Genomic DNA, 24,445 nt, shown 5'->3' with positions numbered 1-24,445 from the left:
CCACCACGAGGGATTCTTCTGTTCGCCTTCCCTACAACTGGACATGGAGACGGAGCGTGTCCCCTTGAGGAACTCGGCGGGCGAGGGTTTCGTGATCCCCCTCGGGCCCGTGAACCTCGTCGGCGTGGTCGCGAAGAAAGGGATGGTCGGGTGCGGCGCCGTGGACGTCGCGGCGCTCGACAGGTTCGGGTACCCCGCGGCGCGTGTCCGGCCATCCTCCGGGCCGTCGATCTCTTCGGTCGGCGACCTCCTCGCCGGGATCGTGAAGGAGGCGAACGAAAGCGCCCGGAGGCTGGGAGTCCGGGAGGGGATGACCGGGAAAGAGGCCCTCGACATCCTCTCGTGAAGGGAAGTCGCGGCGCGGGGGACCGCTGCGGCTTGGAAAAAATCCCCACCCGGATTGTACCCGCAAGCCAGGATTTTCCCGCGGGACGGGAGTGATACCCCCGTGTCCCGCCCGGAGGTCCCGGGGCCCCCTCACCCCCTCTTCTTCCCCCGCGGTTTCCCCTGGGCCCTGCCGGGCTCCCCCTCCTTCTTCCTCGCGTAGTACTCCCAGATGACCATGAGCGCGATGAGGATGATTGCGACAGGGACGATGTGGAGGGGGAGGTACCCGAGGAGGGGGACCGAGAAGAGGGCCTTTCCCACGACCCAGTCATCCCGGACGGGCATGATGACCTCGCCCGAGACGGAGGAGAGGAACCCTGCCTGGTCGCTCACGAGGTTGTTGTCCCCCTTCGTGATGTACCCGGCGTGGGGGCTCTTCAGGCCCGTCGAGACGACGTACCCCACGCGGGGATCCGCGTTCTCGCGGGTGACCACCGTTCCGTCCGAAAGGACGAGGCTGTTATTCCGGATGGTCGCGGGGACGTACTCGGCGGGGGTCGCCTGGCCGCGGTAGAGGTTGAAGTACTTCGGGATGGGCTCGCCCTCCTCGACCCTCTCCATCGCCCTGTGGATGATCGGGTGGACCCCCCGCGTGACGAACGGGATGGAGACCGGCGGGTTGGGGGCGTCGTTCGGCCGGTAGATGAGGATGTCCCCGTAGTCGCCGAACTTCGTGTACCCCGTTGCCTTCCCGGTCTCCCACGTCTGGAGTTCGCCGAACCGGTCGGCACTCACCACGAAGACGAGGTCCCCCACGTGCATGTGGGGGACCATGCTCTCTGACTCGATCGTGACGACCGCCGGCCACGTGCCCGAGACGAGGAAGAGGGCGAGGGCAATCCCTCCCACGACTCCGGCCACCCACGCGAGCTCGCGGGCGAGCGAGATCCACGGGTTCTCGCTCGAGAGAAACTTCTGGATCCAGCCGGGTTCCTCCCCGGACTCTCCCTGTCGCGGCATCCCAAGGACCCTGAGATGTTTCTCCCCGCCCCATGATAATGGATTGGAAGGGGCCCCGTATCCCGCGGCCGGGGGAGAGGAAAACCCAATATCGGGGTTTGCCGATATATGATCGATGCTCGATGCGGCGACGATCGTCCAGCGCTTCCTCCAGACGAAACTCCAGGTCCACCCGGAGGTCGTGCGCTACATCGCGGAGAAGGACGACCCCGGCCTCATCGACCGGATCATCGCGAACGTGCCCGGCGATACCGTCGTGGTCTCCGTCCGGCACATCCCCGGTTTCTCCCAGGAGCGCGACGGGAACCGGTTCCTCACCGACCCGGAGTGCGAGGTAATCAGGGGCGCGGCGGGGACATCCCGCGGTGCCGCGGGAGTCGCGGATTACGCCGCGTACTTCCGCGACCGGTACATGCGCCTCGGCGAGTGCATCCGCGCGAGGATGGCCCCGATGCCCATAGAGGCGCTGAAGAAGGGTGCCCGGTACCGGCAGGAGGTCTGCTCCATCATGGGCCTCGTCGTCGAGAACAGGCAGACGGCGAACGGCCACCGGATGGTGGAGGTGGAGGACCCGACGTCCTCCATCCAGGTCCTCTTCCACAAGGACAGGCCCCAGTATGCCGATGCCGAGACGCTCGTCCCCGACGAGGTGATCGGTGTCCGGGGGACGCTCTCCTCCGACGGCCGCCTCTTCTTCGCCGAGCAGCTCTTCCGGCCCGATATCCCCCTCTCGCACGCGCCGTTCAGGAGCGAGAGGCCGGGCCAGGCGGTCCTGATCTCGGACATCCACGTGGGGAGCAACACCTTCCTCGAGGAGACCTGGAACCGCTTCGCCGACTGGCTCGCGGACGCGGAGGTCTCGTACCTCCTCGTCGCGGGGGACCTCGTCGACGGGATCGGGGTCTACCCGAACCAGGAGCGGGAACTCACGATCAAGAACATCCACGAGCAGTACGAGGTCCTCGGGTCGATGCTCCGGGACCTCCCCCGGAGGATGAAGATCGTCGTCTCCCCCGGCAACCACGACGTCGTCCGGCAGGCAGAGCCGCAGCCCGCGATCCCCCCCGAATTCGCCGCGAAATTCCCGAAAAACTGCATCCTCGTCGAGAACCCCGCGATGGTCAGCCTCCAGGGGGTGAGGGTCCTCATGTACCACGGGAGGTCGCTCGATGATTACATCGGCATGCTCCCGGGGGCGAGCTACGAGAATGCCGCGCCCGTCATGGTCGGCATGCTCCAGAGGCGCCACCTCGCGCCCACCTACGGGAAGAGGACCCCGCTCGCGCCGGGGAGGGAGGACGCGCTCGTCATCGACCCTATCCCCGAGGTTCTCCACTGCGGCCACATCCACATCGCGGGCGTCGCGGAGTACAGGGGGGTCCTCTGCGTCAACGCCGGGACGTGGCAGGGCCAGACGACGTTCCAGAAACAGGTGAACATCACTCCCACGCCCGGGAAGGCAGTCCTCCTCGACCTCCAGACGCTCGGGTACCGGCTCCTCGACTTCACCTGATATCAGCCTGCTTTTTATCCCCGGCGACCAATTGATCTCAGGCGCAACGAGAGAGTGCGTAGAGATTCACGAGAATTTTCCGGAGGTTCGACTGTATGGATATGATCCTGATTGTTCCTGCCTGTGCCATTCTCGGCCTCGTCTTTGCCGGGTACTCGTTCTTCCTCATGAAGCGGGAGGGCACAGGGACAGAGCTGATGCAGAAGATCGCCGGTGCGATCCGGCTGGGGTCGATGGTGTACCTGAAGAACCAGTACAAGGCGATCGCTGTCTTCGTGACTGCCCTCGCCCTCGTGCTGTACCTCATCCCCGGGATCCACCCCCTCACTTCACTCGCGTTCGTCGTGGGTGCGACCCTCTCCGCGACCGCGGGGTTCATCGGGATGTCGGCGGCCACGATGGCCAACGTCCGGACGACGAACGCCGCGCGCGAGGGGATGGCGCGGGCATTCCGGGTCTCTTATGCCTCCGGGACCGTGATGGGACTGACAGTCGTTGGGCTCGGACTCCTCGGGCTCTCCGTCCTCTTCCTTGGCCTCTCTGCCCTCACGCCCCTCGACCTCCCCGAGATCGTCAGCATCCTCTCCGGCTTCTCGCTCGGTGCGAGTTCCATCGCCCTCTTCGCACGCGTCGGCGGCGGAATATTCACGAAGGCCGCGGACGTCGGTGCCGACCTCGTCGGGAAGATAGAGGCGGGCATCCCGGAGGACGACCCGAGGAACCCGGCGGTCATCGCGGACAACGTGGGGGACAACGTGGGGGACATCGCGGGGATGGGCGCCGACCTCTACGAGTCCTACGTGGGGTCGATCGTCGCGACGATGCTGATGGGGGTTTCTGCAGTCGCGGCAGCCCGGTTCGTGGGAGTCGAATCCCTCAACCTCATCCTCCTGCCGATGATGATCGCGGCCCTCGGGATCATCGCGTCCATCATCGGGAGCTTCTTCGTGCGGAGCGAGAAGAACGAGAGCGGCGCGATCCACAAGGCATTCAATACCGGGACATTCGTGAGCCTCCTCCTCACCGTGGCGGCCGTGTACTACCTCGTGACGACGCTCCTCGGGCCCCAGTACCTCGGCGTGTTCGTCGCGACCGTCGCCGGTCTCGTCGCGGGATTCCTCATAGGGCTCGTGACCGAGTTCTACACGTCGTACGAGCGGTCGCCCACCCAGCGGATCGCGCGGGCGAGCGAGACCGGTGCCGCGACGAACATCATCACCGGCCTTGCCGTCGGGTTCGAGAGCACTCTCTTCCCCGTCGTGATCGTGGTCACCGCCATCCTGGTCGCGGCCCAGCAGGCAGGGCTCTACGGCGTCGCGATCGCCGGTGTCGGGATGCTCGCGACCCTCGGGATCACGCTCTCGGTCGACGCGTACGGGCCCGTCGCGGACAACGCGGGAGGGATCGCCGAGATGTCCCACCAGCCCAAGGAGGTGCGCGGGATCACCGACACGCTGGACGCCGTCGGGAACACCACAGCCGCTATAGGGAAGGGCTTCGCGATCGGCGGGGCCGCGCTCACCGCGCTGGGACTCTTCGCGGCGTACTCGCAGGCGGTGAAGCTCGAGATCGTGAACATGCTCGAGCCGGTCGTCTTCGTCGGCGTCCTGATCGGCGCCATGCTCCCGTTCCTTTTCTGCTCCTTCGCGATGACGGCCGTGGGGAAGGCCGCGGGATTCATTGTCCAGGAGGTCCGGCGCCAGTTCAAGGAGATCCCCGGCCTCATGGAGAGGAAGGCGGACCCTGACTACGGGGCCTGCATCACGATCTCCACGAATGCCGCCCTCCGGCAGATGGTCGCCCCGGGAATGCTCGCGATCGCCGCGCCGCTCCTCGTCGGCCTCGTCCTCGGCACGCACGCGCTTGCCGGCCTGCTCGTCGGGTCGATCGCGAGCGGCTTCATCGTGGCCGTGATGATGGCAAACACGGGCGGCGCGTGGGACAACGCGAAGAAGTACATCGAGCAGGGCCATCTCGGCGGGAAGGGCTCTGCCGCGCACAAGGCGGCGGTCACCGGGGACACGGTCGGCGACCCGTTCAAGGACACGGCGGGACCTGCCCTCAACATCCTCCTCAAGCTGATGGCCATCGTCTCGGTGGTCTTCGCGCCGTTGTTCATCGGGTAAACATCTTTTTTTCCCGGGCGAGGGAACTCTTTTCGAATCAGGCAATACCGAGATTTCCCAAGCTCTCACCCTCCACGCGGTGAAAAACACAATAAAGGAGAAGAGAAGACCGCGTCGTCGTGACGGTCACCTCCCTCTCCGGGGAGAGCTACACGATCATCGACCAGACGATGGAAACCAGAAAATGAGCGGATTTCCAGCGACCGGGAGTCACTCCAGTATCCCGAGGCCCTCGAGGAAAATCCCGTGGACCCTCGTGTCCTCCCCGAGCTCGGGGTGGAACGAGAGCGCGACGTGCTTGCCCTTCCTCACGGCGACGATCCCCTCGTCGACCCGCGCGAGGACCTCGACGCCGGGGCCGACGCCGGTTGCCACCGGTGCCCTGATGAAGTACGCGCGGTAGGGGCGGTCGAGCCCGCTGACCGGGATATCGGCCTCGAATGACTCCCTCTGGCGGCCGAAGGCGTTCCGCCTCACCGTCATCTCGATGAGGCCGAGCGGCCTCACGCGGGGGTCGTCCACCCGCGTCGCGGCGAGCACCATCCCGGCGCACGTCGCGAACACCCCGCCGTCGAAGTGGGCGAGGGGGTCGAAGAGCCCGTTCTTCTCGATGAGCCGGGAGATGGTCGTGGACTCCCCGCCCGGGATCGCGATGCCGCAGAGCCCCCCGAGGTCGCTGGGCCTCCGCACGGGAACGACGGTCCCGTCCGGGATACCCGCGTCCCGGAGTGCCCGTTCGAACCCCCGGATGTGCTCGCTCACGTCCCCCTGGAGGGCCAGCACCCCGAGTCTAACGCCCACGGTACTGGAGCACCTCTTCCTCGCGGAGGGTATGGACGTCGATCCCCTTCATGGGCTGGCCCAGCCCCTTGCTCACCTCGGCGAGCACCACCGGGTCGTCGTAGTGGGTGACCGCCTCGACGATCGCGCGCGCCATCCTCTCCGGGTTGCTCGAGTGGAATATCCCTGACCCCACGAAGACGCCGTCTGCCCCCATCTGCATCATCAGGGCGGCGTCCGCAGGCGTCGCGATCCCGCCCGCGGAGAAGTTGACGACCGGCAGCCGGCCCATCCTCACCGTCTCGAGGAGGAGGTCGGGGGGTGCCTCGAGCTCCCTTGCCCTCGCCACGATCTCCTGCGGGGTCTTGCCCTGCAGCGCCCGTATCTCGCCCATGATGTTGCGCATGTGGCGGACGGCCTCGACGACGTTGCCGGTCCCCGCCTCCCCCTTCGTCCGTATCATCGCCGCGCCCTCGTGGATCCGGCGGAGCGCCTCGCCGAGGTCACGCGCCCCGCAGACGAAGGGGACCGAGAATGCCTTCTTGTCGATGTGGTACTCCTCGTCTGCCGGGGTCAGGACCTCGCTCTCGTCGATCATGTCGACGCCGATCGCCTCGAGGATCTGGGCCTCGACGAAGTGGCCGATCCGGACCTTCGCCATCACGGGGATGGAGACCGCGTCCATGATCTCGAGGATGATGGCAGGGTCTGCCATGCGGGCAACGCCCCCCGCCTTCCTGATGTCCGCGGGGACGCGTTCGAGTGCCATGACCGCGACGGCCCCGGCCTCCTCGGCGATGCGCGCCTGTTCCGCGTTGACCACATCCATGATCACCCCTCCCTTCTGCATGGATGCGAAGCCGCGTTTCAGGAGCTCGGTGCCGTGCCTCAATTCCTCGAGCTTCATATGTCTATATGAATTGGACCGCGAGACCCAAAAATATTGGTATCGCCACCGCGAGGAGGGCGCTCCCCGCGATGCAGGCGCGTGACGCGGCGATGATATCGGCCGAGGCCTCTACGAGAGGCCTCCCCCCCGGCCCGATCGTGTACGCTCCGGGCTTCTCGAAGCGGATGCCGCACCCCCCCGCGATGGCCGCCATGGGCAGGCCCCCGTTGAAGCCGGGACGCTTCTTCCCGTCGCGCCGGAGGCACTCCCACGCCGGCCGGAACCGTCCCCTCGCCGCGAAGTACGCGAGGAGGACTGCAGCCGCGAGGCGGGCAGGGACGTAATTCAGGACGTCGTCGGCCCGCGCCGAAAACCAGCCGATCCTTTCCCTCTCGTCGCGGTAGCCGAGCATCGCGTCCATCGTGTTTGCCGCGCGGTAGACCGCGGCGCCCGGGAGGCCGAGGAGGGCGTAGTAGAAGAGGGGGGATACGACGCTGTCCACGACGTTCTCCGCGAGCGACTCGTAGGCGGCCGACCTGACCTGCTCCTCCGTGAGGTCGCGCGTCTCCCTGCTCACCATGTACCTCACCTGCTCCCTCCCCCTCTCGATGCCCGCGGAGAGCGCCCGCTCCACTTCCCCGGCATGCTCCTCGAGCGAACGCCACGCGAGGCAGACCTTGAGGAGGAAGGGGGAGACGAGCAGGACGGAGAGCCCCGGGAGGAGGACCTCGGCGAGGAGGAACGGTGCGGAGAAGAGCGCTGCCGTCACCCCCCACATGGCGGCCCCCGCGGCCCTCTGGAATCCGCGGGGATAGTGGCGGGGATCCCCCCACAGCGCGATGAACCTCCCGAGGAGGGCGACGGGGTGGAACCGCGAGCGGGGGTCGCCGGTCACCCTGTCGACGAGGAGGGCGAGCGGGATCGTGGCGGCGCGCGAAAGGAGCATGGGCGGAATCGGCGGGGAAACCTCAGGACAGACCCTCTTGCGGCACGCGGCGGCGCGCGATCATCCCGGGCCGGGACACGGCGCGGTTGCCCGGTCAGGACTTCCCTTCCCTCGGGAGGAGGTCGGGGATCCCGTCCTCTATCGGGTAATCCACGGAACAGGCGGGACAGTGGAGGACCCCCTCGAGGATCTCGTTCTCGTCCTCGACCCTGACGTGGAGCGTGAGGTCCCCCTTGCAGACAGGGCAGCAGAGGATCGGGAGGAGCGAGCGCCTCACACTTCACCCCTGATGTCGATGACCTGCGAGACGTCCGGGCCGGTCGAGATGAGCGTGATCGGGCGCCCGATGTCCTGCTCTGCCTGCTCGATGAAGTCGCGGGCCTTTTTCGTGAGCTTCCCGTACTCCGTCACCCCGAAACACTCCCTGTCCACCCGGTCTATCCCCGTGATCGCCGCCTGCGTGCAGCCGTTCACCATCGCGGAGTACCGTGCCATCTTCCCGTCCCACTGGCCGATCCTCCTCTGCCTGTGCGTCACGGTCCCAAACTCCCTTATCCCGAGGCGGTCGGAGACCTCGCGGTCCATCTCGGTCGAGAACGGCCCCTCCCCCACCCTCGTCGGGTAGGCCTTGAAGACGACGACGACCTCGTCCACGCGGGTGGGCCCGACGCCGTTGTCCGCGGCGACCTGCGACGCCGACGTGTCCTTGCTCGTCACGTACGGGTACGTCCCGTAGTAGAGCGAGATCCCGAATCCCTGCGTCCCCTCGAGGAGGACGTTCTCACCACGGTCGAGGGCGGTATTGATCTCGTAGGGGACGTCCGCGAGGTACGGGGCGAGCTCGGGGACGTCCCTCGCGAGCTTCGCCACGCGGAGGACGCGGTCTGCATTCGCCGGGCCACACCCGCTCCCCGTGCTCCCGATGGTCTTCGCGAGATGGGCGCTTGACCTGTCCCTCTCCACGTGGCCCTGCTCGATGATGGCGCACCTGTTGTCCACGAATATCCTCCCCGAGACGCCGAGCATCTCCACCTCGCGCGAGAAGACCGCCGGGTCGACGAGGACACCCGTCCCGATCATGAGGCGTGCGCCCGGGTACACGAACCCGGAGGGGACCATCCGCACGCCGTACTCCTTCTCGCCCACCTTCACCGTGTGCCCCGCGTTCGGCCCCACCCCTCCCCGCGAGATGATGGTGGGGTGGTCGCGGTACGCGAGGTGCGCGACTATCTTTCCCTTCCCCTCGTCACCAAAAAAACCGCCCACGACTATGGTGCAGCTCATGGTACAACCATGTACTATAACCCCGGAGACCGGATAAAATCCTATCGTGGACCCGCGGGTCCCGGCCCGCGGGGTCCTCTCCCCTGTGCAGGGACGACCGCACCTAGTGGCGGCCCGGCACCCGGCCGGCCGCGCGGGCGAGGGGAGGGCGGGCCTCCCACTCCCTCCCCGAGACGAACCTCTCCATCCGCTGGAGGGCCTGCGCGAGGTTCTCGCGCGAGACCGCGTACGCGCACCGGACGTGTCCTTCCCCGCCGGTCCCAAAGACGTTGCCCGGGACGACTGCCACGTGTTCCTCGAGCAGGAGCTGCTCGGCGAATTCCTGGTCCGAGAGCCCGGTATCCTCGACCGAGGGGAACGCGTAGAATGCGCCCTCGGGGCGGTGACACCGCAGGCCGATGCGGTTGAGGCCCTCGACGAAGAGGTTCCTGCGCACCCTGTACTCCCGGACCATCCTGTCCTTCTCCTCCTCTCCCCTCCGTATCCCCTCGAGCGCGGCGACCTGCCCCATGACCGGGGCGCAGAGCATCACGTACTGGTGGATCTTCAGCGCAGCGTCGCAGATGGGCTCCGGCGCGCACAGGTAGCCTATCCTCCAGCCCGTCATCGCGTACGCCTTCGAGAACCCGTTCAGGGTGATGGTCCGCTCCGCGAGGTCCCCCACGGTCGCCGCCGCGACGTGCGTTCCGGTGTACGTGAGCTCGGAGTACACCTCGTCGCTGATGAGGAGGAGGTCGTGGTCGCAGACGACGTCCGCGACACCCTTGAGATCCTCCCTCCGCATCACGGCGCCCGTCGGGTTATTCGGGAAGTTCATCACGAGGGCCTTGCTCTTCGCGGAGACCTTCTCCACGAGCCTGTCAGGGTTGAGTTTAAACCCGTCCTCCTCCACGCACGGGACGGGAACCGGGCGCCCCCCCGCGAGCGTCACGCACGGGGAGTAGGAGACGTAGCAGGGCTCCGCGACGAGGACCTCGTCGCCCGGGTCCACGACCGCCCTGATCGCGATGTCGAGTCCCTCCGAGACGCCCGTCGTGATGATCATCTCGGTCTCCGGGTCGTACGAGAGCTGGTAGTGGTCCGCGAGCCAGCGCGAGAGCGCCTCGCGCAGCGGCTTTATCCCGCGGTTCGGGGTGTAGGACGTGTTCCCCTGCTCGATGGAGTAGATGCTCGCCTCGCAGATGTTCCACGGCGTGGAGAAGTCGGGTTCCCCCACCCCGAGCGAGATGACCTCCTCCATGGTGAGGGCGAGGTCAAAGAACCTGCGGATCCCGGAAGGGGGTATCTCCCTCGCCCTCCTCGAGACAAAGTCCCTCATCGTTGCCTCACAGGGAGTAGGGGATGCGTTCGCCCTCTTCCTTCCCGGAGAAGGTCCGGCCGTTCTCCTTGTAGCTCTTCATGATGATGTGCGTCGCGGTCTCCCGGATCCTGTCCATCGGGGCGATGTACTCGGACACGAACCGGGCGACCTCCTGCATGGTCTTGCCCGTCACGATGAGCTGGAGGTCGTACGCCCCCGTGATGAGCCGAAGCGACCGCACCTGCCGGAAACGGGCGATGCGCTGGGCGATCCGATCGTACCCGAAGTCGCGCTCGGGGTTCACCTTCAGGTCGATGATGGCAGACACCCCGCCGTTCCCGGCCTTCTCCCAGTCGATCACCGCGGTGTAGCTCAGGATCACCCCCGACTTCTCGAGGTTCTCGACCCGTGCCGCCACCTCCTCCGGGGCCATCTCGGCCATGACGGCGAGGTCCTCGGTGGTCAGGCGGCTGTTCTCCTCGAGGAGCTGGAGGAGGAGGAGGTCTTTCTCGTCCATGGGTGGTTCACCTAAAGAGGTTTTGTGACCAATGGATGTTCTTCTTTGTGAACCGGTGGGCGTCGAGGCGGGCATCCGAGGTGATCACTTCCCACAGTTTCCGTGTATTCGTATCGAACCACATCTCCTTTGTCCTCCCGTACCTCCCCCGGCTCACCACGCGGGTGTTGATGACACCGAGCATGTTCAGCTCCGAGATGAGGTCGGTGATCCTCCGGTGCGTGAGGACGTCGAGGTCGAGCTCGGGGGCGATCTCCTTGTAGATCCTGCTCACCTCGCCGCTCGTGAAGATCGTGTGGCCCATCTGGTCGAGGAGGAGCATCGCGTAGAGCACGACCTTGCTCTGCATCGGGAGCGTGGCGATGCACTCGAGCATCGAGTCCGTCTCTATCTTTGCCTGCGCCATCTTCACGTGGGCCTCGGTCACCCTGTCGGCCTCCTCCCTCTCGGCGATCTCGCCGGAGACCCGCAGGAGGTCAAGCGCCCTGCGCGCGTCCCCGTGTTCCTGCGCGGCGAGCGCGGCGCAGAGGGGGATGACGCCTTCATCGAGGACCCCGTCGTTGAACGCCATCTCCGCGCGCTGCGTGAGGATGTCGCAGAGCTGGGGGGCATTGTAGGGGGGAAAGACGAGTTCCTCCTCGGAGAGCGAGGAGAGGACGCGGGGGTCGAGGAAGTCCTTGAAGGAGAGGTCGTTTGAGATCCCTATCATGCTCACCTTCGACCTCTTCAGGTCGGAGTTGATCCGGGAGAGGTTGTAGAGCGTCTCGTCGCCGCTCTTCTTGACGAGCTTGTCGATCTCGTCGAGGACGATCACGAGGACGCCCCCCATGTTCTCAAGCTGGTTCTTGAGCTCGGTGTAGACCTGGTCCGTCGGCCACCCTGTCATGGGGATGTGGGGCCTCGTCCTGTCGCTCCCGGTCTCGTCCTCCCCAAGGAGCGTCTTGGAGATCTGCGCGAGGACCCTGTACTGGGTGTCGATGACCTCGCAGTTGAGGTGGACGACCCTGCAGACCGTGCCCATGTGCGCCCCGGCGGCCTCGAGCTCGGCCCCCACGTACCGGACGACGGCGGTCTTGCCCGTGCCCGTCTTGCCGTAGATGAGGATGTTTGAGGGCGTCTCGTGCCGGAGTGCGGGGGCGAGGATCGCGGCGACCTGGTCTATCTGGGGACGCCTGTGCGGGAGAAACTGGGGCCGGTAAGAGTGCCGGAGGACCTCGCGGTTCTTGAAGATCCTGTTTGTCTCGAGGTATTTCTTGAAAAGACCCAGTGGTGCGCTCGCGTCGTCAGACATCCCATGCCCCGGGATATCATCATATCCCGTCAACCCTCAAAAAATCACCTGTTTGGAACGGTGATAAACTTCCCTTTTCCCCTGGAAATGCAGTTCATTTGCCATTCTGTCCCGCGAGCGCGGGTATTCTCCCATGATCACAGAGGCCACCGGGATGCGCGGGGGGGAGACCCCCTTGTTTCCACTGGAAAATGGGATGAACTTCACGTCGTGAAGTTCATTTTCAGTGAACTATTCAGCGGGAGCTAACAATTTCATGGTATAATAACCTGTCTAAATTTTATGGGCAGAGCCATGCGGTCCCATAGGATCCACCCGTTCTCCGTGGGAATCATTGCACCGAGTACTACCATCTATAGTATCCAATATTCCCAGGCGACTGGCGGGAGACCCGTGTTCCCATCTCCAGTGGAAACGAAGGGGTGCCGCCCCGTGGAGCGGGGCAACGCGCCCACTCGTCTACCACCGTGCAGAACCGATACACCTCTTAGACACGTGCGTTCAGCAAATGGCCGAGCACCACCGGCGATTCCCGCGGGGCGGAGGATATCGCCATCGGGCCAATCACCGGTGCACACCGCGGGGTCACGGGAATTGAGTCCAGCGAGGAGAACCGTTCGTTGGGGAATGACGCGGCGGCGGGTTTCCACTGGAAGTCTCCACTCGGAGAGGGCACCACACGCGGGGGGAACCGGGGGCTGCTGCCTTCCAGTGGAAACGAAGGGGTTCGCGAGGGGGAGGGCAAAACTGGCTTGGTGGCGATGGCCTCTCCACCCCCGTGGGGCGGATCTCCCCAGCATGCGGGGGGGGGAGAACTGGCCGGGCACGCGGGCGCCGTGCAGGGGGAGGGGGAAAATCGTTTATCCATCCGGGGAGACGATCCAGTGAGCGATGAAGAGAGAACACGAAAGACCGGTGGATGCGAGGGCCGCGGTGATCACGGTCTCCAGTTCCCGGACCCGCGAGACGGACAGGAGCGGGGGAGCGATCCTCTCGCTCCTCTCGGAAAAGGGCATCCCGGTCGCCCACTACGCGATCGTGAAGGACGACATCGTTGCCATCAGGCGCGAATTCCACGCCGCGATCGGCGACTGCAACTGCATCATCCTCAACGGGGGAACGGGGATCTCCCCCGACGACTGCACAATCGAGGCAATCGCGCCGCTCCTCGACAAGGTCATCGACGGTTTCGGCGAGCTCTTCAGGCAGAAGAGCGCCGCGGAGGTGGGGACGTCCGCGATCCTCTCGAGGGCCCTTGCCGGGACGTGCGGGGAGAGGGTCGTCTTCTGCCTCCCGGGTTCACCGGCTGCCGTGACACTCGCCGTGAGGGAGATCATCCTGCCCGAGCTCCGCCACCTCCTCTCGCACGCGCGCAGGAGGGGCGAGGGCGGCCAGCCCGGCTGAATCCTCCCGGTTCCCCGGCTGCCCGGGTGCCCCGCCCGGGCGAAAGTATTTTTGCCGGCACGAAAAGGCCCTCGCCGGTACCTTTCCCGGGCGGCAACCGGGAGAGGGAGATCGCGGGGCTCCTCACCGCGGAGACATGCACCGTTCCCGCGCGGCAGCGGGGCCAAGGGGCTGTCCCCCTGTCGCGGGACGGCGGAGAGACGGGGCCGGCGAGGAGGAGCACCTTGCCCTGTTCCCCGGCGGGGACCTACTTGTACACGTCGAGGAGTGCCACCCTCTCGAGGACGAGTTCTCTCACCTTCCCGGCCCCGCACACCTCGAGCTCGCGGGGGGAGATCGAGAAGAGGGTGCAGAGGAGATCGACCTTTTCCGGCGGGAGGGCATCCCAGTCCTCGTCGTCGGCGGGGGAGACGAGGGGCGCGATTTCCCGCCACGCGTCGTCGTTTCCGGGGCAGAGCGCGAGGTATGCCCTGTTTGCGCCCTCGTGGAGCCCGAACCTGACCGCCTCGACGATCTGGCGCGTCCCTGCGGCGTAGAGGAGGGCCTCCACCTCGACCCTCGAGGAGATCATCGACCCTGTCTCCCTCGCCCTGAATGCGTGGCGGAGGGCAGATTCCACGTGGGCCCTCCCGGCCACCTTGTCCGCGTCGAAGAAGACGATGTGCGTCCCCGTGCGGTTCGCGATCTCCCCCACGGCATCGAGGAATTCGCCGACGTCCCGGACGAGGACCCTCACCTGCCGGACAACGCAGTCTCCCCCGTCTCCCACGTCACGTCCCCCCGTGGAATGCATCGAGCCGGGACTGCGCGGGGGATTCCCCGGCCGCCTCCCCGGCCTCCGCCGGGCCATCCTCCCTGCCCTGCCCGGCGTCCGAGAGCTCACGGAGGACCGACTGGGCAACTCCCCGGCCGAGGATGGACGCGAGGACCCGCGGGTCGGCGGCGAGGATCTCCTCCGGCGACCTTATCCCGTGGGTGTAGAGGCTCCTTGCCCTCACCCTCCCGATGTTGCGTACCTGGACGAGGGGGACGAGCTCGCGCTTCACGCCGTGCTTCACGCGGGTCTCGAGGACCTGCACCTCCCGCGTGAACCGCGGCGCGTAGAGCGCAGAGAGTCTCGCCGCGGCGTGGAGGAGCCAGTTGCTGCTCTCGACGAGCGCGTGGAGATCGCCGGCCCCGATCGAGAACCTCTCGCAGATGAGGTCGAGGGGCTTTTCCTCTATCCAATCCTCGAGCACGAGGGCAGTCTTGAGGGCCCTAAAGAAGGTCTCCTCTTCCCCGGGCTCGAGCGTCGCCCACAGGTCGTCCCCGGATTCGAGCAGGTACCTCTCGAGGGGGGGCAGGTCCCTCTGGCCGACGTAGAGGCAGAACATATCCGGCGTCGTGCAGATGAGCTGGAGCAGGGCCACGTCCGAGTATTCCCGCGCGCGGGACATCCCCGAGACGATCGCCTCCGCCCCGCGGGGGTCGATGTAGAGGAGGGAGACGAGGTTCCCATACTCCGTTGCGGCGAGGTGGTCTTCAAGCCTCGTGATCATCCCCGCCCGCTCGAGGAATTGCAGTGCCCTCTCTGCGAGGCCGCCCATCGTGCGTCTCTTCCCGTGCTGGTAGTGGTAGAAAGTCCCGGAGAGGAACTGCAACAGGTCGGCGTGTGTCCGCGCAAAGCCCGAGGCGACGAGCGAGAGGATCTGCGCCGTGAGCACGGAGTCGTTGTCGCACCGGGAGTTCACGTTCTCCGGCGGGGACTCAATGTAGTATTCCCTCAGCTGCCCTGCCTCTGCCTCGTCGCCCGCGATGAGGATTGCCTCGCCGTAGGGGTCGAGTCCCGGTCTCCCCGCCCTGCCTGCCATCTGGTGGTACTCGCGCGCGGGGATGGGGACCATCCCGAGGCCGGCCTCGTACCTGCGGAAATCCCGGACGATGACGCGCCTCGCGGGGAGATTCAGTCCCGCGGCGAGCGTCGGGGTGCACGCGATGCACTTGATGAGCCCCCTCCTGAACCCGTCCTCGACGAGCGCGCGTGCCTCGCGGGAGAGGCCCGCGTGGTGGAACGCAGCACCCCTCGCGACGCAGCTCGCGAGGACTTCCTCGTCGGCTGTCGCCGCCGCACCCTTTATCTGGTCCCCGAGCGCGCCTAGGGCGGCATCCGCGCATTTCAGGGCGCTGGCCGCCCTCTTTGCGAATGCCTCGGCATTCCTGCGCGAGGAGACGAAGACGAGGCACTGCCCCCCCGAGGAGACCGTGTCGAGCACGAGGTTCACGTCCTCGTTCCGTGAAACGGCGGGGACTTCCCTGCACCCTTCCCCAAAGCGTATCCTGCCGTCACAGTAGATACCCTGCCGTAGCTCGACGGGCCGCCACGTGCCGGACACCACCTCTGCGCCGAGCCATCCGGCGAGGGTCCCGGGGTTCCCGATAGTCGCCGAGAGGGCGATGATCTGGAGATTCGCGTTCTTTGCCCTCATCTTCGCGATGACCATCTCGAGCGTCGGGCCCCTGCGCGGCTCGTCGATGAGGTGGACCTCGTCGACGACGAGGAGGGTGACGGAGGGGATCCAGTGGGCCCTGTTCCTGATGAGTGAATCCACTTTCTCGCTCGTCGCCACGATGATGTCGTTGCGCCCGAGGTACTCGTCCCTCCGGTCAAAGTCCCCCGTGGAGATCCCTACCCTCACATTCTTCCCCGAGAATTCCTCGTACTTCTCGCTCGCGAGGGCTTTCAGGGGGACGATGTAGAGGCACTTTCCCCCGCGGGAGATGTGGTGGTGCATCGCTATCTCGGCGACGAGCGTCTTTCCGCTCGCGGTGGGCACGGAGAGGAGGATGTTCCTCCCCTCGAGGAGACCCTTCCTGATGCATTCCGCCTGGGGGGGATAGAGCTCGTCGATACCGCGGCGGGCGTAGATCTCGCGGAGGTACCCGGGGATGGGGAGGTCTCCTACCCTCATCGCGAACCCCTTCATTTCCACTCCAAGAATGCCATGTAATCCAGTCCCACGCGATTCACCCTGTATAACGCTGACTTGCACTCCAGTGGAAATGCTCCCGCGCCGCGCACTGCAGCCCGTGGGGGGGGGGCGGTCTCCCTGCCCATCAGTAGTAGTAATCGACGAGGTTCTGCCTCGATTCCTGTCGCTTCTTCTCGAGGTATGCAAAGACTGCCTCGTGCGGTGCACCCTCGATCAGCATGTCGATTGCCGTGCGGGCGACCTTCAGGTTCTCGGGCAGCCCGATGAGCGCGATCGTCTTGCCGAAGACCGAGACCTTCGTGTCCGTCATGTGCTCTATCTGCTCCCTCGCCCTGCCGTCGCGGCCGATGATCCTCCCCCTGATCCTGTCGAGCTGGCGCGGGGTGTCCGCGACACCCGAGAGGTCGATCACCTCGAGGAGGAGGTCCTCGTCCTCGAGGAGGCAGAATGCCCTCTCGGGCGAGAATCCCCTGTTGATCGCGTTGATGACCTCGACTGCCCTGAGGAAGGGGAGGGCATCCTCCCCTTCCACGGTCACGGTCCCTTCCTGGCTGTCGATCTGGATCCTGGTCCCCGTCTTCTCCTCGAGTTCCCTCTTCACCTGCCCCCCTTTCCCTATCAGGACCCCGATGCGGTTCTGGGCCACCTTCAGTTCCTGGATCATGCATCTCCCCCCTCCGCGTCCCCGGCCCCCTCTCCTTGCGGCACGATTCCGGTCACTTCGGAGAATATCTCCCTCTCATCACGGAGAGGGCACTTCGAGCGGAAAAACCTGTTGATTTGGGCGATGTCCCGGGCGAGGAACGACAGGGCCCGGGGATGATCCCGCGTGACTGCCTGGCCCATGTCGATGAAGTAGAGGCGGTCGCCCGCGAGGATGTTGTACTCGGAGAGGTCTGCGTGGACGAGGCCTGCATCCCTGTAGAGGACGCGGATAAAGTCGAGGATCTCCCGGTATGCTCCCGCGGGATCCTCGAGGTCCGCGAGGCGGAGCTGCGGGTAGGGACGCTCGTCCTCCCCGAGGAACTCCATGACGAGGATGTTCCTGTCCCACACGAGCGGCCGCGGGACGGAGAGACCGGCCTCGTGGGCCCGCAGGAGGTTCGAGTACTCTTTCCTCGTCCACGCAAAGACGATGTCCTTGCGCGTCCTGCGTATCCCCGCAAACCTCCTGTCCCCGATGATGTACTCGCTCATCGCGTTGAAATTCGCGGTCCGAATCCGGTAGATCTTGATCGCGAGGTCGGTCCCGTCCCTCTCCCCGAAGAAGACGTTCGCCTCCTTCCCCGTCGAGATGGACCCCCCGATCGCGGTGAGCCAGCCCTTGTGGACGAGGCGGTAGAGGGAGAGCAGGGTGATCTCGTCAAAGACGTCCTCCCGCACCTTCAGCTGGTCGACGTCCTTGACGCGGACACCGAGTTCCGCGATCTTCCGGTCGAACCTGTCCTGGATTCGCTCGAGGCTCACGTGCGCACCCCCCCCCCGGCCTACGCGATGCGGTCCCGCACCCCGGCGAGCAACTCGGAGAGGTACCGTGCAGCGGTCTTCTTGAGGTCGAGGGGGTGGATCTCCCCCTTCCTGTACGCCTCCTCGAGGGCGGCGTAGCTCTCGAACTCCCGGTCTCCGCCGAACTTCTCAGGCCGGCGGACCTCGACGCGGGGGACGCGCGGGAAGATGTGGTACTGCATGATCTGGAGGATGGGGTTGCCCTCGCACTCCGGCGGGCAGAATGCCTTGCTGCACTTCTTCTCAATCGCGTCGGCGGAATCCGCGACCGAGATGTAGTTGTGGCTCGACGACGACATCTTCTTCCCGTCGAGGCCGCAGAGGATGGGCGTGTGGATGCAGACCGGTGCGGGGTACCCGACGGACGGGAGGTACTCCCTCGCGAGCATGTGGATCTTCCTCTGGTCGATCCCCCCCACGGCCGCGTCCACGCCGAGCCTCGCGATGTCCACCATCTGCATGATCGGGTAGATCATCTGGGAGACCGTGGGGTTGTCCATCTGCCTGCCCACCTCGTCCATGCTCCGCGTCGCCCTGTTCAGCGTGATCTGCTGGGAGAGGCGGAGGACCAGGAGCTCGTAGTCCCGGTCGAGCTGGATGTCGGAGCCCTTCACGTAGCGGACGCCCGAGAGGCCGAGCGCCTCGAAGCACTTCCTGTTGTACTCGGCGAGTGCGCTCACCTCCTCCATCGTCCCCTTCCTGTTGAGGAACGCGTGGAGGTCGGCGAGGAGGACCGTGACCTCGAACCCGGCCTCCTTTAGGTCCATGAGCTTGTTGACCGTCACGAGGTGGCCGAGGTGGATCTCCCCGCTCGGCTCGTACCCGGCATACACCCTCTTTCTCTCCTTCCCGAGGAGGGCGACAAGCTCGTCGGTCGTGACCACCTCCACGGTGTTCCTCGTCGCCAGAGCGTACGCGTCCATTCACATAAAATGGGGAACGCGTGGTGTTAATGCTTGTGTGGCACGCCCCCGTGCACGCCGGTGCGGGGGCCGCCCTCCCGCGCGGAGCCGGCGCTTGGATCCCCGGGGCCACGGCGCGGCGACCATCGGGGGACGCACCGGTCAACCCCCTGGTGAAACCCCGGGGGGAGTCCCCCAGCCCCCCCTCGCGGGGAAAAATTTTACCTTATGGGGCGGAAGTTCAGTGCCTCGTTCGTCATCGCGATGGACTTTGCCGGGTCCTTCTCGGTCCCCGTCATCGCCCTGATGCAGTCGATGTTCTCGACGACGACGTCTGCCTCCTGGTGGATCGCCTGGAAGAGGTAGAGTTCCCTGCCCATGCAGGAGATCGACTCCTCGAAGATGCCGTTCTCCCAGAGGTCCGACCGGGGCCTCCCGAGGTCCATCGCGTACTCCTTCAGCTCGGCGGTGCTCGTGATCCCGGTCGCCTTCCGGATCAGCCCGAGGCGTGGATTCTGCTCGATGATCCTGATGACCTCCTCGCGCGTTGCCTCCTCTTTCAGGTCCATCTGGACGACGTGCATGTGCATCATCGTCACCGGGACGACCATCGCGAGCGTGACGATGTTGATGTGGGGCAGGACGCTCTGCACGTCGGGCCCGTGGTGGCTCGGGATCGTGACCGGGTTGAGGACGATCGCGTCGATGGGCCCCCTCTTGATGTCCGCGGGGTCGCCGCCGCGGCGGACCATCACCGCCCTCACCCTCTCCACGCCGAAGTTCCTGTCCATCGCGTTGATGATCCGGCAGAGCCCCGTCGTGTTGCACGAGACGACGCGGGCGAACTGCCGCCCGATCGCGTCGGCGTAGTTGCAGTCGGCGTTGAAGGAGAAACCCGCGACTTCGTGCTCCTCTCCCCCCTGCCAGATGGCCTTGATCCCTGCCTTCTCGTAGAGTGGCTTGTTCTTCTCGCCGACCCCCCCCGGTGTCGCGTCCACGACGATATCTGCGCGCGCGAGCATGTCCTCCACGCTCCCCGCGACCGGGAGGCCGGCCTTCTCGAACGCGGCCTTCTTCGAGATGTCGGCGATGTAGAGCGGGTACCCTTTCTCCCTCGCGATGAAGGCCTCGTGGCTCGGCCTCGTCTTCGAGACGCCGATGACCTCCATGTCCGGCTGGGCAGCAACGGCGTCGGCGACGCGCTTTCCTATCGTCCCGTAGCCATTGATGGCAACTTTGATCATGCGTGATGGGTGGGAACCGGGAGCATTAAAGGTTCCCAAAACGGCCCGCGGGGAATCCCGCACCTTTTTCTCCCCCCCAATCCACCGTACAACCCTGGAATGCCCCTCTCCATCCACCCCAAGCTCCCCTACGATTTTGCCTTGATCTGCAGCGTGTTCTCCGCCGGGGACCCGGCGGTCCGGAAATACCACGGTGGTATCCTCTCGCAGGTTGTCCGGGTGGGGGAAACCCCTGTTGCGATCAGGGTACGGGACGTTGGGCAGGACGGGGAGGCCGTCCTCGCGGTGGATGTCCTCGGCACGGGAGGGGACACCCTGGTATCCGAAGCGGAACTCCAAGAGTGCGTGACCCGCCTCCTGAACACCGGTGACGACCTGGACGCGTTCTCCCGTGCCGTCGCTGGCGACCCTGTCCTCTCGAGGCTCACAGAGGCCCTCTCCGGGCTGAGGATGATCTCCTCCGAGACGGTCTTTGAGGCCGTCGTGACTTCAATCATCGAGCAGCAGATCGCGACCCCGGTCGCGAGGCAGGTCGAGTCCCGCGTGGTGAGGCGTTTTGGGGAGGAGGTGCGGACGGCGCAGGGGACGTTCTACGCGTACCCCCGCCCGGAGGACTTTGCGGATGCATCTCCCCGGGATCTCCGGGAATGCGGGCTCTCCTTCCGGAAAGCGGGGTATATCCTCGAGATCGCGCGGGCGGCGAGGGAGGGGGAGATCGACCTAGAGGCCTACAGGGGGCCGAATGACCCGGGAGTGGTCATCGACGAGCTGTGCCGCATCAGGGGGATAGGGAGGTGGACGGCGGAGTTCGTCCTCCTCCGGGGTTTGCACCGTCTGGACGTAATCCCGGCGGGCGACCTCGGCATCCGGCGCGCGATTGCCCGGTTCTACTCCCTCGGGGACCTCATCACCCCCGGCCAGGCGAGGGAGTTTGCCCGGAGGTGGGGCGACTGGAAGGGCCTTGCGGCATACTACCTCCTCTTTGCTGACCAGCACGCCGGGAGGGCCGGACCCTCGGGCAGACCACTCGCGGGAAAGAGGGGGGACTGAGAGGAGGGGGTGTTTCACTCTCCCCTCTCCTCGACAGGCGGCTGGTTGATCGTCTTCCAGTAGAGCCCTAGTTCCCTTATCACGCAGACAAAATCGTCGAATTTCACGGGCTTAACGATGTAGCTGTTCACGCCGAGGTCGTAGCTCCTCACGATATCCCTCTCCTCCCTCGAAGAGGTCAGGACGACGACAGGAATCGTCCGGGTCCGCGGGTCATTCTTCAGCCTCCTGAGCACCTCGATCCCGTCGACTCTGGGGAGTTTCAGGTCGAGGAGAATGACCTGCGGGTGGTGACAGGTATCCCTCCCCGCGTACGGTCCTGTCCCGAAGATGTAGTCGAGGGCCTCCTCCCCGTTCCACGCGACGTGGACCCTGTTAGAGAGGTTGCACCACTGGAAGACGTGGAGGATGAGTTCGACGTCGTTGGGGTTGTCTTCGACGAGGAGGATCTCTGCGGCCGGCGGGGGACTCGCCATCGATAGGAATGTCCCGCGGGGTGGCAAATACCTTTTGATGGAGGCCTCCCCCGGTCATTTCCCGGGAACAAGTTCTCCCGCGGAGACCAAAAGTGTCACGGCCTTTTTCCGGCGCGTGAGAGAGGCAGGGTCCCGCACGGAATGCGGGCATATATTTATAGGGGGCAGCGTGCGATCACACCATTGCCATGATCCTCGACCGGGAGAAGATCTCGAGAATCAAGAGGCTGCTGAAGAGCCGCCCCAAAGGCCTCACGATCTCTGACATCGCGCACACCCTGAAAATGAACAGGAATTCCGTGGCGAAGTACCTCGAGATCCTCCTCATCACGGGCGAGGTGGAAGTGAGGGTGTACGGGAACGCGAAGGTCTACACACTCGCCCAGCGCGTCCCTATCTCCTCCGTCCTGCGGTTCACGACCGAGCTCATCCTCATCCTCGACGCGGACCTGCGGGTCACCGACGTCAACGAGAACTTCCTCTCTTTCTTCTCGGCGAGGAGGGAGGACGTGCTGGGATCAGCCATCGGGGAGCTTGTTATCCCCGCTCTTGGGGAGATCTCCGCGACTATCCAGACAGCCGACTCCTCATCCGGGAAGAAGCAGGAGATATCGTTCGAAATCCGGGGCAGGGAGTGCACGCTCGCGTACAAGGTCGTCCCCACGGTCTTTGAAGACGGGAGGAGGGGGTATACCCTGATATTCGAGGACGTCACCCTCCCGCGGGAATACGAGAGGAGACTCAGGATGAGCGAGGAGAGGTACAGGGCGATCGTCGAGGATCAGACAGAGTTCATCTGCAGGTTCGACCCCGATTTCCGCCTCACCTTCGCCAACGGCGCGCTGTGCAAGTACATGGGATGGGTGGCCGGCGAGGTACCCGGGAAGGACATACTGGAGTACGTCCACCCCGAGGACAGGGAGATGGTGAGGGAAAGGATCCTCTCCCTCGGACCCGGGCGGGACGTGGAGACCCACGAGCACAGGGTCGTCTGCCCCGGGGGCGAGACGAGGTGGCATCTCTGGACGCACAGGGCAATTCTCGACGGCAGCGGGAGGATCGTCGAGTACCAGGGGGTGGGGAGGGACATCACGGAAAAGAGGCTCTCCGAGGAGAGGCTCCGCGTCCTCGACATGGCCGTCTCGTCGTCCGTCAATGGCGTCGTCATCGCGACCCTCGACGGGCGCATCACGTACGCGAATGCGGCGTTCCTCAAAATGATTGGGGATCCCTTGGGCGACGCGGTCATCGGGCAGCCCCTCAGGACGCTCTTTCCGGCCGGGACAGCGGGCGAAAGGTTGGAAGGTGCCCCGAGGCTCCTTTTGGAGAGGGGCGAGTGGAACGGGGAAGTCCTGATCCCGCGGGGCGACGGGCGGACCGTCCACGCGTTCCACACCGCAAACCTCGTCCGGGACGCGGAGGGGAATCCCATCGCGATGATGGCCTCCTTCACGGACATCAGCGAGAGGATCGAGGCCGAACGCGAGATACGCATCAGGAACGCCGCGATAGAGTCCGCGACGAATGCCATCGTGATCTTCGACCCCGACGATCGGCTCGTGTACGCAAACAAGGTCTTCCTCTCCCTCTTCGGTGCGAGGGACCTGCGCGACATGCAGGAGAACCACATGGGCGAGTTCTGGAACCTCACGAGGTATTTCACGCCATCCCTCGCTGAGATAAGGCGGGAGGTGAGCCGCTCTGGGGCGTGGAACGGCGAGATACGCATCAGGGTAGGGGACGGGAAGTCACGGTTCTTCCAGTCGTCCCTCACGCTCGTCAGGGACGAGGCAGGCATGCCTGCCTCTTACATCGGCGTTTTCATGGAGATCACTGCCCAGAAGGCCATGGAGAAGGCCCTCAGGACGACGTACGAGAAGATCCAGGAGGCCGCGGAATTCATGCCGGACCCGACCTTCATCCTCGGGAGGGACAGGAGGGTCATCGCGTGGAACCGGGCGATGGAAGTCCTCTCGGGTGTGAGGAAGGAGGAAGTGCTCGGCTCCGACAGGTACAGGGAAGCCCTCTCGTTCCTGAAGGGCACGATGCCCGTCCTCGTCGACATCCTCGGCCTGCCGGCGCACGAGCTCGCGAGGAACCACCCGTCCGTGAGGAAGTTCGGGGACAGCCTCTACGCCGAGGCAACGATCCCGGGGTCGGCGGGGGGCACGGAGAGGTACATCTGGGCAAAGGCATCCCCCCTCTTCGACGGGGAGGGAAACATCGTCGGGGCGATAGAGTCTTTCAGGGACATCTCGGGGTGGAAGAGGGCGAGGGAATCGCTCGCGGTGCAGGGCACCACGCGGTAGGGCAGCGCCGGACCGAACGGAATGAGCGGTGCGGGTGGTTCGCCTGTCGAGGGGAACCCTGCGGGACGGATTCTCTTTCGCGTCAGAAGAAGAGGCTCTGTATTTCGATGATCTCGCTGCTGTCACGCGCCTTCGCGTAGAGCGCGAGGGGCTCAGCGTTCAGCTCGAGGAAGCGGGGACCCCACGGGATGACCTTGAGGATTGTCTCTGCCTGCTCCCTCTCGCCGAGGATGACGAGCGCCGCGGCGATGGCCTCGACGGAGGAGAGCTTCCACGGCCTGCCGAAGTTGACGGGATTTGCCGCGACGAGGTATGGGAGGGCCCTCCGGTACCGGAACGAGGAGAGCCCGATGCCGTCGATCACCTCCCACGAGCAGTCGAGGACAGAGAGGGTCCTCCTGTCCCTGTCGGCGGGGGAGAGGGCCTTTCCGGCGGTGGGGTCGAGGAGGAGGGTGTTTCGCGGCAGGCGGGAGATCCTCGGGACGACCGTGGCGAGGCCAGCCCGTTCGAGCCTTTTTACGGTGCATTTCCGCGGATCGCAGCTGTCGTCCCGGAACGCGAGGATCCGGATCATCTATGTATCCCTGCGGGG

At 65.4% G+C, this 24,445-nt stretch carries 23 protein-coding genes; 6 read left to right on the top strand and 17 right to left on the bottom strand.

The annotated features are described in order from the left end of the window. The first annotated feature begins 43 nt into the window (after positions 1-43). Positions 44-346, top strand: coding sequence for a YunC family protein (locus QFX32_04770; protein MDI9633354.1), 303 nt, complete (start codon positions 44-46; stop codon positions 344-346). Between the two features lie 131 nt (positions 347-477). On the opposite strand, the gene QFX32_04765 is transcribed toward QFX32_04770, so the two are convergent. Next, positions 478-1,347: a S26 family signal peptidase gene (locus QFX32_04765; GenBank protein ID MDI9633353.1), complete on the bottom strand. Its 870-nt coding sequence runs from the start codon at positions 1,345-1,347 to the stop codon at positions 478-480. Between the two features lie 115 nt (positions 1,348-1,462). Between QFX32_04765 and QFX32_04760 the strand changes: the two genes are divergently transcribed. Both QFX32_04760 and QFX32_04755 read left to right on the top strand, forming a co-directional pair. Beyond that, positions 1,463-2,860 carry a DNA-directed DNA polymerase II small subunit gene (locus QFX32_04760; protein MDI9633352.1) on the top strand — a complete coding sequence of 466 codons (1,398 nt, stop codon included), beginning with the start codon at positions 1,463-1,465 and terminating at the stop codon, positions 2,858-2,860. 95 nt (positions 2,861-2,955) lie between these two features. Then, entirely contained in the window at positions 2,956-4,986 is a 2,031-nt protein-coding gene (locus QFX32_04755; GenBank protein MDI9633351.1) for a sodium-translocating pyrophosphatase, read from the top strand. A gap of 210 nt (positions 4,987-5,196) precedes the next feature. Here the strand turns inward: QFX32_04755 and pdxT are convergent, their stop codons facing one another. The 8 genes from pdxT to QFX32_04715 all read right to left on the bottom strand — a co-directional run bounded on the left by pdxT (position 5,197) and on the right by QFX32_04715 (position 11,993). Continuing rightward, positions 5,197-5,787, bottom strand: coding sequence for a pyridoxal 5'-phosphate synthase glutaminase subunit PdxT (gene pdxT, locus QFX32_04750; GenBank protein ID MDI9633350.1), 591 nt, complete (start codon positions 5,785-5,787; stop codon positions 5,197-5,199). After that, complete coding sequence (gene pdxS / locus QFX32_04745; protein ID MDI9633349.1) at positions 5,777-6,673, bottom strand: pyridoxal 5'-phosphate synthase lyase subunit PdxS; 897 nt, start codon at positions 6,671-6,673, stop codon at positions 5,777-5,779. The genes pdxT and pdxS overlap by 11 nt, the downstream gene beginning before the upstream one ends. Before the next feature lie 4 nt (positions 6,674-6,677). After that, positions 6,678-7,601, bottom strand: a complete 924-nt coding sequence (gene cbiB, locus QFX32_04740) for an adenosylcobinamide-phosphate synthase CbiB (GenBank protein MDI9633348.1) — start codon at positions 7,599-7,601, stop codon at positions 6,678-6,680. A 94-nt stretch (positions 7,602-7,695) separates the two neighbouring features. Then, entirely contained in the window at positions 7,696-7,878 is a 183-nt protein-coding gene (locus tag QFX32_04735) for a methytransferase partner Trm112 (GenBank protein ID MDI9633347.1), read from the bottom strand. Continuing rightward, a complete protein-coding gene (locus QFX32_04730; GenBank protein MDI9633346.1) occupies positions 7,875-8,885 on the bottom strand; it encodes an adenylosuccinate synthetase in 1,011 nt (336 codons plus the stop codon). Before QFX32_04730 ends, QFX32_04735 begins: the two co-directional genes overlap by 4 nt. A 103-nt stretch (positions 8,886-8,988) precedes the next feature. Further along, entirely contained in the window at positions 8,989-10,203 is a 1,215-nt protein-coding gene (locus QFX32_04725; protein ID MDI9633345.1) for an aminotransferase class I/II-fold pyridoxal phosphate-dependent enzyme, read from the bottom strand. 7 nt (positions 10,204-10,210) lie between these two features. Then, complete coding sequence (locus tag QFX32_04720) at positions 10,211-10,702, bottom strand: Lrp/AsnC family transcriptional regulator (GenBank protein MDI9633344.1); 492 nt, start codon at positions 10,700-10,702, stop codon at positions 10,211-10,213. Positions 10,703-10,709: 7 nt separating this feature from the next. After that, positions 10,710-11,993 carry an ORC1-type DNA replication protein gene (locus QFX32_04715; GenBank protein MDI9633343.1) on the bottom strand — a complete coding sequence of 428 codons (1,284 nt, stop codon included), beginning with the start codon at positions 11,991-11,993 and terminating at the stop codon, positions 10,710-10,712. Between the two features lie 891 nt (positions 11,994-12,884). On the opposite strand from QFX32_04715, the gene QFX32_04710 reads away from it, so the two are divergent. Then, positions 12,885-13,397, top strand: a complete 513-nt coding sequence (locus QFX32_04710) for a MogA/MoaB family molybdenum cofactor biosynthesis protein (protein ID MDI9633342.1) — start codon at positions 12,885-12,887, stop codon at positions 13,395-13,397. A gap of 247 nt (positions 13,398-13,644) precedes the next feature. Here the strand turns inward: QFX32_04710 and cgi121 are convergent, their stop codons facing one another. From cgi121 to QFX32_04680, 6 genes are all read right to left on the bottom strand, one after another. Next, complete coding sequence (gene cgi121 / locus QFX32_04705; GenBank protein ID MDI9633341.1) at positions 13,645-14,166, bottom strand: KEOPS complex subunit Cgi121; 522 nt, start codon at positions 14,164-14,166, stop codon at positions 13,645-13,647. A gap of 1 nt (position 14,167) precedes the next feature. After that, on the bottom strand, positions 14,168-16,360 hold the full coding sequence (locus QFX32_04700) for an ATP-dependent DNA helicase (GenBank protein MDI9633340.1): 2,193 nt from the start codon (positions 16,358-16,360) through the stop codon (positions 14,168-14,170). Positions 16,361-16,490: 130 nt separating this feature from the next. After that, a complete protein-coding gene (locus tag QFX32_04695) occupies positions 16,491-17,030 on the bottom strand; it encodes a KH domain-containing protein (GenBank protein MDI9633339.1) in 540 nt (179 codons plus the stop codon). After that, on the bottom strand, positions 17,027-17,833 hold the full coding sequence (locus tag QFX32_04690; protein ID MDI9633338.1) for a serine protein kinase RIO: 807 nt from the start codon (positions 17,831-17,833) through the stop codon (positions 17,027-17,029). The genes QFX32_04695 and QFX32_04690 overlap by 4 nt, the downstream gene beginning before the upstream one ends. Before the next feature lie 20 nt (positions 17,834-17,853). Further along, complete coding sequence (locus QFX32_04685) at positions 17,854-18,795, bottom strand: tyrosine--tRNA ligase (GenBank protein MDI9633337.1); 942 nt, start codon at positions 18,793-18,795, stop codon at positions 17,854-17,856. Between the two features lie 200 nt (positions 18,796-18,995). Beyond that, a complete protein-coding gene (locus QFX32_04680) occupies positions 18,996-20,018 on the bottom strand; it encodes a type II glyceraldehyde-3-phosphate dehydrogenase (GenBank protein MDI9633336.1) in 1,023 nt (340 codons plus the stop codon). A gap of 99 nt (positions 20,019-20,117) precedes the next feature. Between QFX32_04680 and QFX32_04675 the strand changes: the two genes are divergently transcribed. Then, positions 20,118-21,068, top strand: coding sequence for a DNA-3-methyladenine glycosylase (locus tag QFX32_04675; GenBank protein ID MDI9633335.1), 951 nt, complete (start codon positions 20,118-20,120; stop codon positions 21,066-21,068). Between the two features lie 14 nt (positions 21,069-21,082). Here the strand turns inward: QFX32_04675 and QFX32_04670 are convergent, their stop codons facing one another. Continuing rightward, positions 21,083-21,544 carry a response regulator gene (locus tag QFX32_04670; GenBank protein ID MDI9633334.1) on the bottom strand — a complete coding sequence of 154 codons (462 nt, stop codon included), beginning with the start codon at positions 21,542-21,544 and terminating at the stop codon, positions 21,083-21,085. Between the two features lie 188 nt (positions 21,545-21,732). On the opposite strand from QFX32_04670, the gene QFX32_04665 reads away from it, so the two are divergent. After that, the gene (locus tag QFX32_04665; protein ID MDI9633333.1) at positions 21,733-23,853 is read left to right on the top strand and encodes a PAS domain S-box protein; all 2,121 of its coding nucleotides are present in this window, start codon (positions 21,733-21,735) and stop codon (positions 23,851-23,853) included. Positions 23,854-23,935: 82 nt separating this feature from the next. Here QFX32_04665 and QFX32_04660 read toward each other — a convergent pair whose 3' ends face one another. Further along, on the bottom strand, positions 23,936-24,427 hold the full coding sequence (locus QFX32_04660) for a DUF367 family protein (GenBank protein MDI9633332.1): 492 nt from the start codon (positions 24,425-24,427) through the stop codon (positions 23,936-23,938). Positions 24,428-24,445 lie beyond the last annotated feature (18 nt).

It is taken from the genome of Methanolinea sp. (assembly GCA_030055515.1).
In the GTDB taxonomy this organism is placed as follows: Archaea; Halobacteriota; Methanomicrobia; order Methanomicrobiales; family Methanospirillaceae; genus Methanolinea_A.
Note: the sequence above shows the minus strand (reverse complement) of the source record. Positions and strands in the feature narration are given on the sequence as shown.

Excerpts from the sequence above, each read along its gene's own strand:
- QFX32_04695 (MDI9633339.1), bottom strand. The coding sequence starts at position 17,030 with ATGATCCAGGAACTGAAGGTGGCCCAGAACCGCATCGGGGTCCTGATA.
- QFX32_04760 (MDI9633352.1), top strand. The coding sequence starts at position 1,463 with ATGCTCGATGCGGCGACGATCGTCCAGCGCTTCCTCCAGACGAAACTC.
- QFX32_04675 (MDI9633335.1), top strand. The coding sequence starts at position 20,118 with ATGCCCCTCTCCATCCACCCCAAGCTCCCCTACGATTTTGCCTTGATC.
- QFX32_04770 (MDI9633354.1), top strand. The coding sequence starts at position 44 with ATGGAGACGGAGCGTGTCCCCTTGAGGAACTCGGCGGGCGAGGGTTTC.
- QFX32_04660 (MDI9633332.1), bottom strand. The coding sequence starts at position 24,427 with ATGATCCGGATCCTCGCGTTCCGGGACGACAGCTGCGATCCGCGGAAA.
- QFX32_04765 (MDI9633353.1), bottom strand. The coding sequence starts at position 1,347 with ATGCCGCGACAGGGAGAGTCCGGGGAGGAACCCGGCTGGATCCAGAAG.
- QFX32_04725 (MDI9633345.1), bottom strand. The coding sequence starts at position 10,203 with ATGAGGGACTTTGTCTCGAGGAGGGCGAGGGAGATACCCCCTTCCGGG.
- pdxS (MDI9633349.1), bottom strand. The coding sequence starts at position 6,673 with ATGAAGCTCGAGGAATTGAGGCACGGCACCGAGCTCCTGAAACGCGGC.
- QFX32_04700 (MDI9633340.1), bottom strand. The coding sequence starts at position 16,360 with ATGAAGGGGTTCGCGATGAGGGTAGGAGACCTCCCCATCCCCGGGTAC.
- QFX32_04665 (MDI9633333.1), top strand. The coding sequence starts at position 21,733 with ATGATCCTCGACCGGGAGAAGATCTCGAGAATCAAGAGGCTGCTGAAG.
- QFX32_04755 (MDI9633351.1), top strand. The coding sequence starts at position 2,956 with ATGGATATGATCCTGATTGTTCCTGCCTGTGCCATTCTCGGCCTCGTC.
- QFX32_04730 (MDI9633346.1), bottom strand. The coding sequence starts at position 8,885 with ATGAGCTGCACCATAGTCGTGGGCGGTTTTTTTGGTGACGAGGGGAAG.
- QFX32_04680 (MDI9633336.1), bottom strand. The coding sequence starts at position 20,018 with ATGATCAAAGTTGCCATCAATGGCTACGGGACGATAGGAAAGCGCGTC.
- QFX32_04715 (MDI9633343.1), bottom strand. The coding sequence starts at position 11,993 with ATGTCTGACGACGCGAGCGCACCACTGGGTCTTTTCAAGAAATACCTC.
- QFX32_04670 (MDI9633334.1), bottom strand. The coding sequence starts at position 21,544 with ATGGCGAGTCCCCCGCCGGCCGCAGAGATCCTCCTCGTCGAAGACAAC.
- QFX32_04720 (MDI9633344.1), bottom strand. The coding sequence starts at position 10,702 with ATGGACGAGAAAGACCTCCTCCTCCTCCAGCTCCTCGAGGAGAACAGC.
- QFX32_04685 (MDI9633337.1), bottom strand. The coding sequence starts at position 18,795 with ATGGACGCGTACGCTCTGGCGACGAGGAACACCGTGGAGGTGGTCACG.
- cbiB (MDI9633348.1), bottom strand. The coding sequence starts at position 7,601 with ATGCTCCTTTCGCGCGCCGCCACGATCCCGCTCGCCCTCCTCGTCGAC.
- QFX32_04710 (MDI9633342.1), top strand. The coding sequence starts at position 12,885 with ATGAAGAGAGAACACGAAAGACCGGTGGATGCGAGGGCCGCGGTGATC.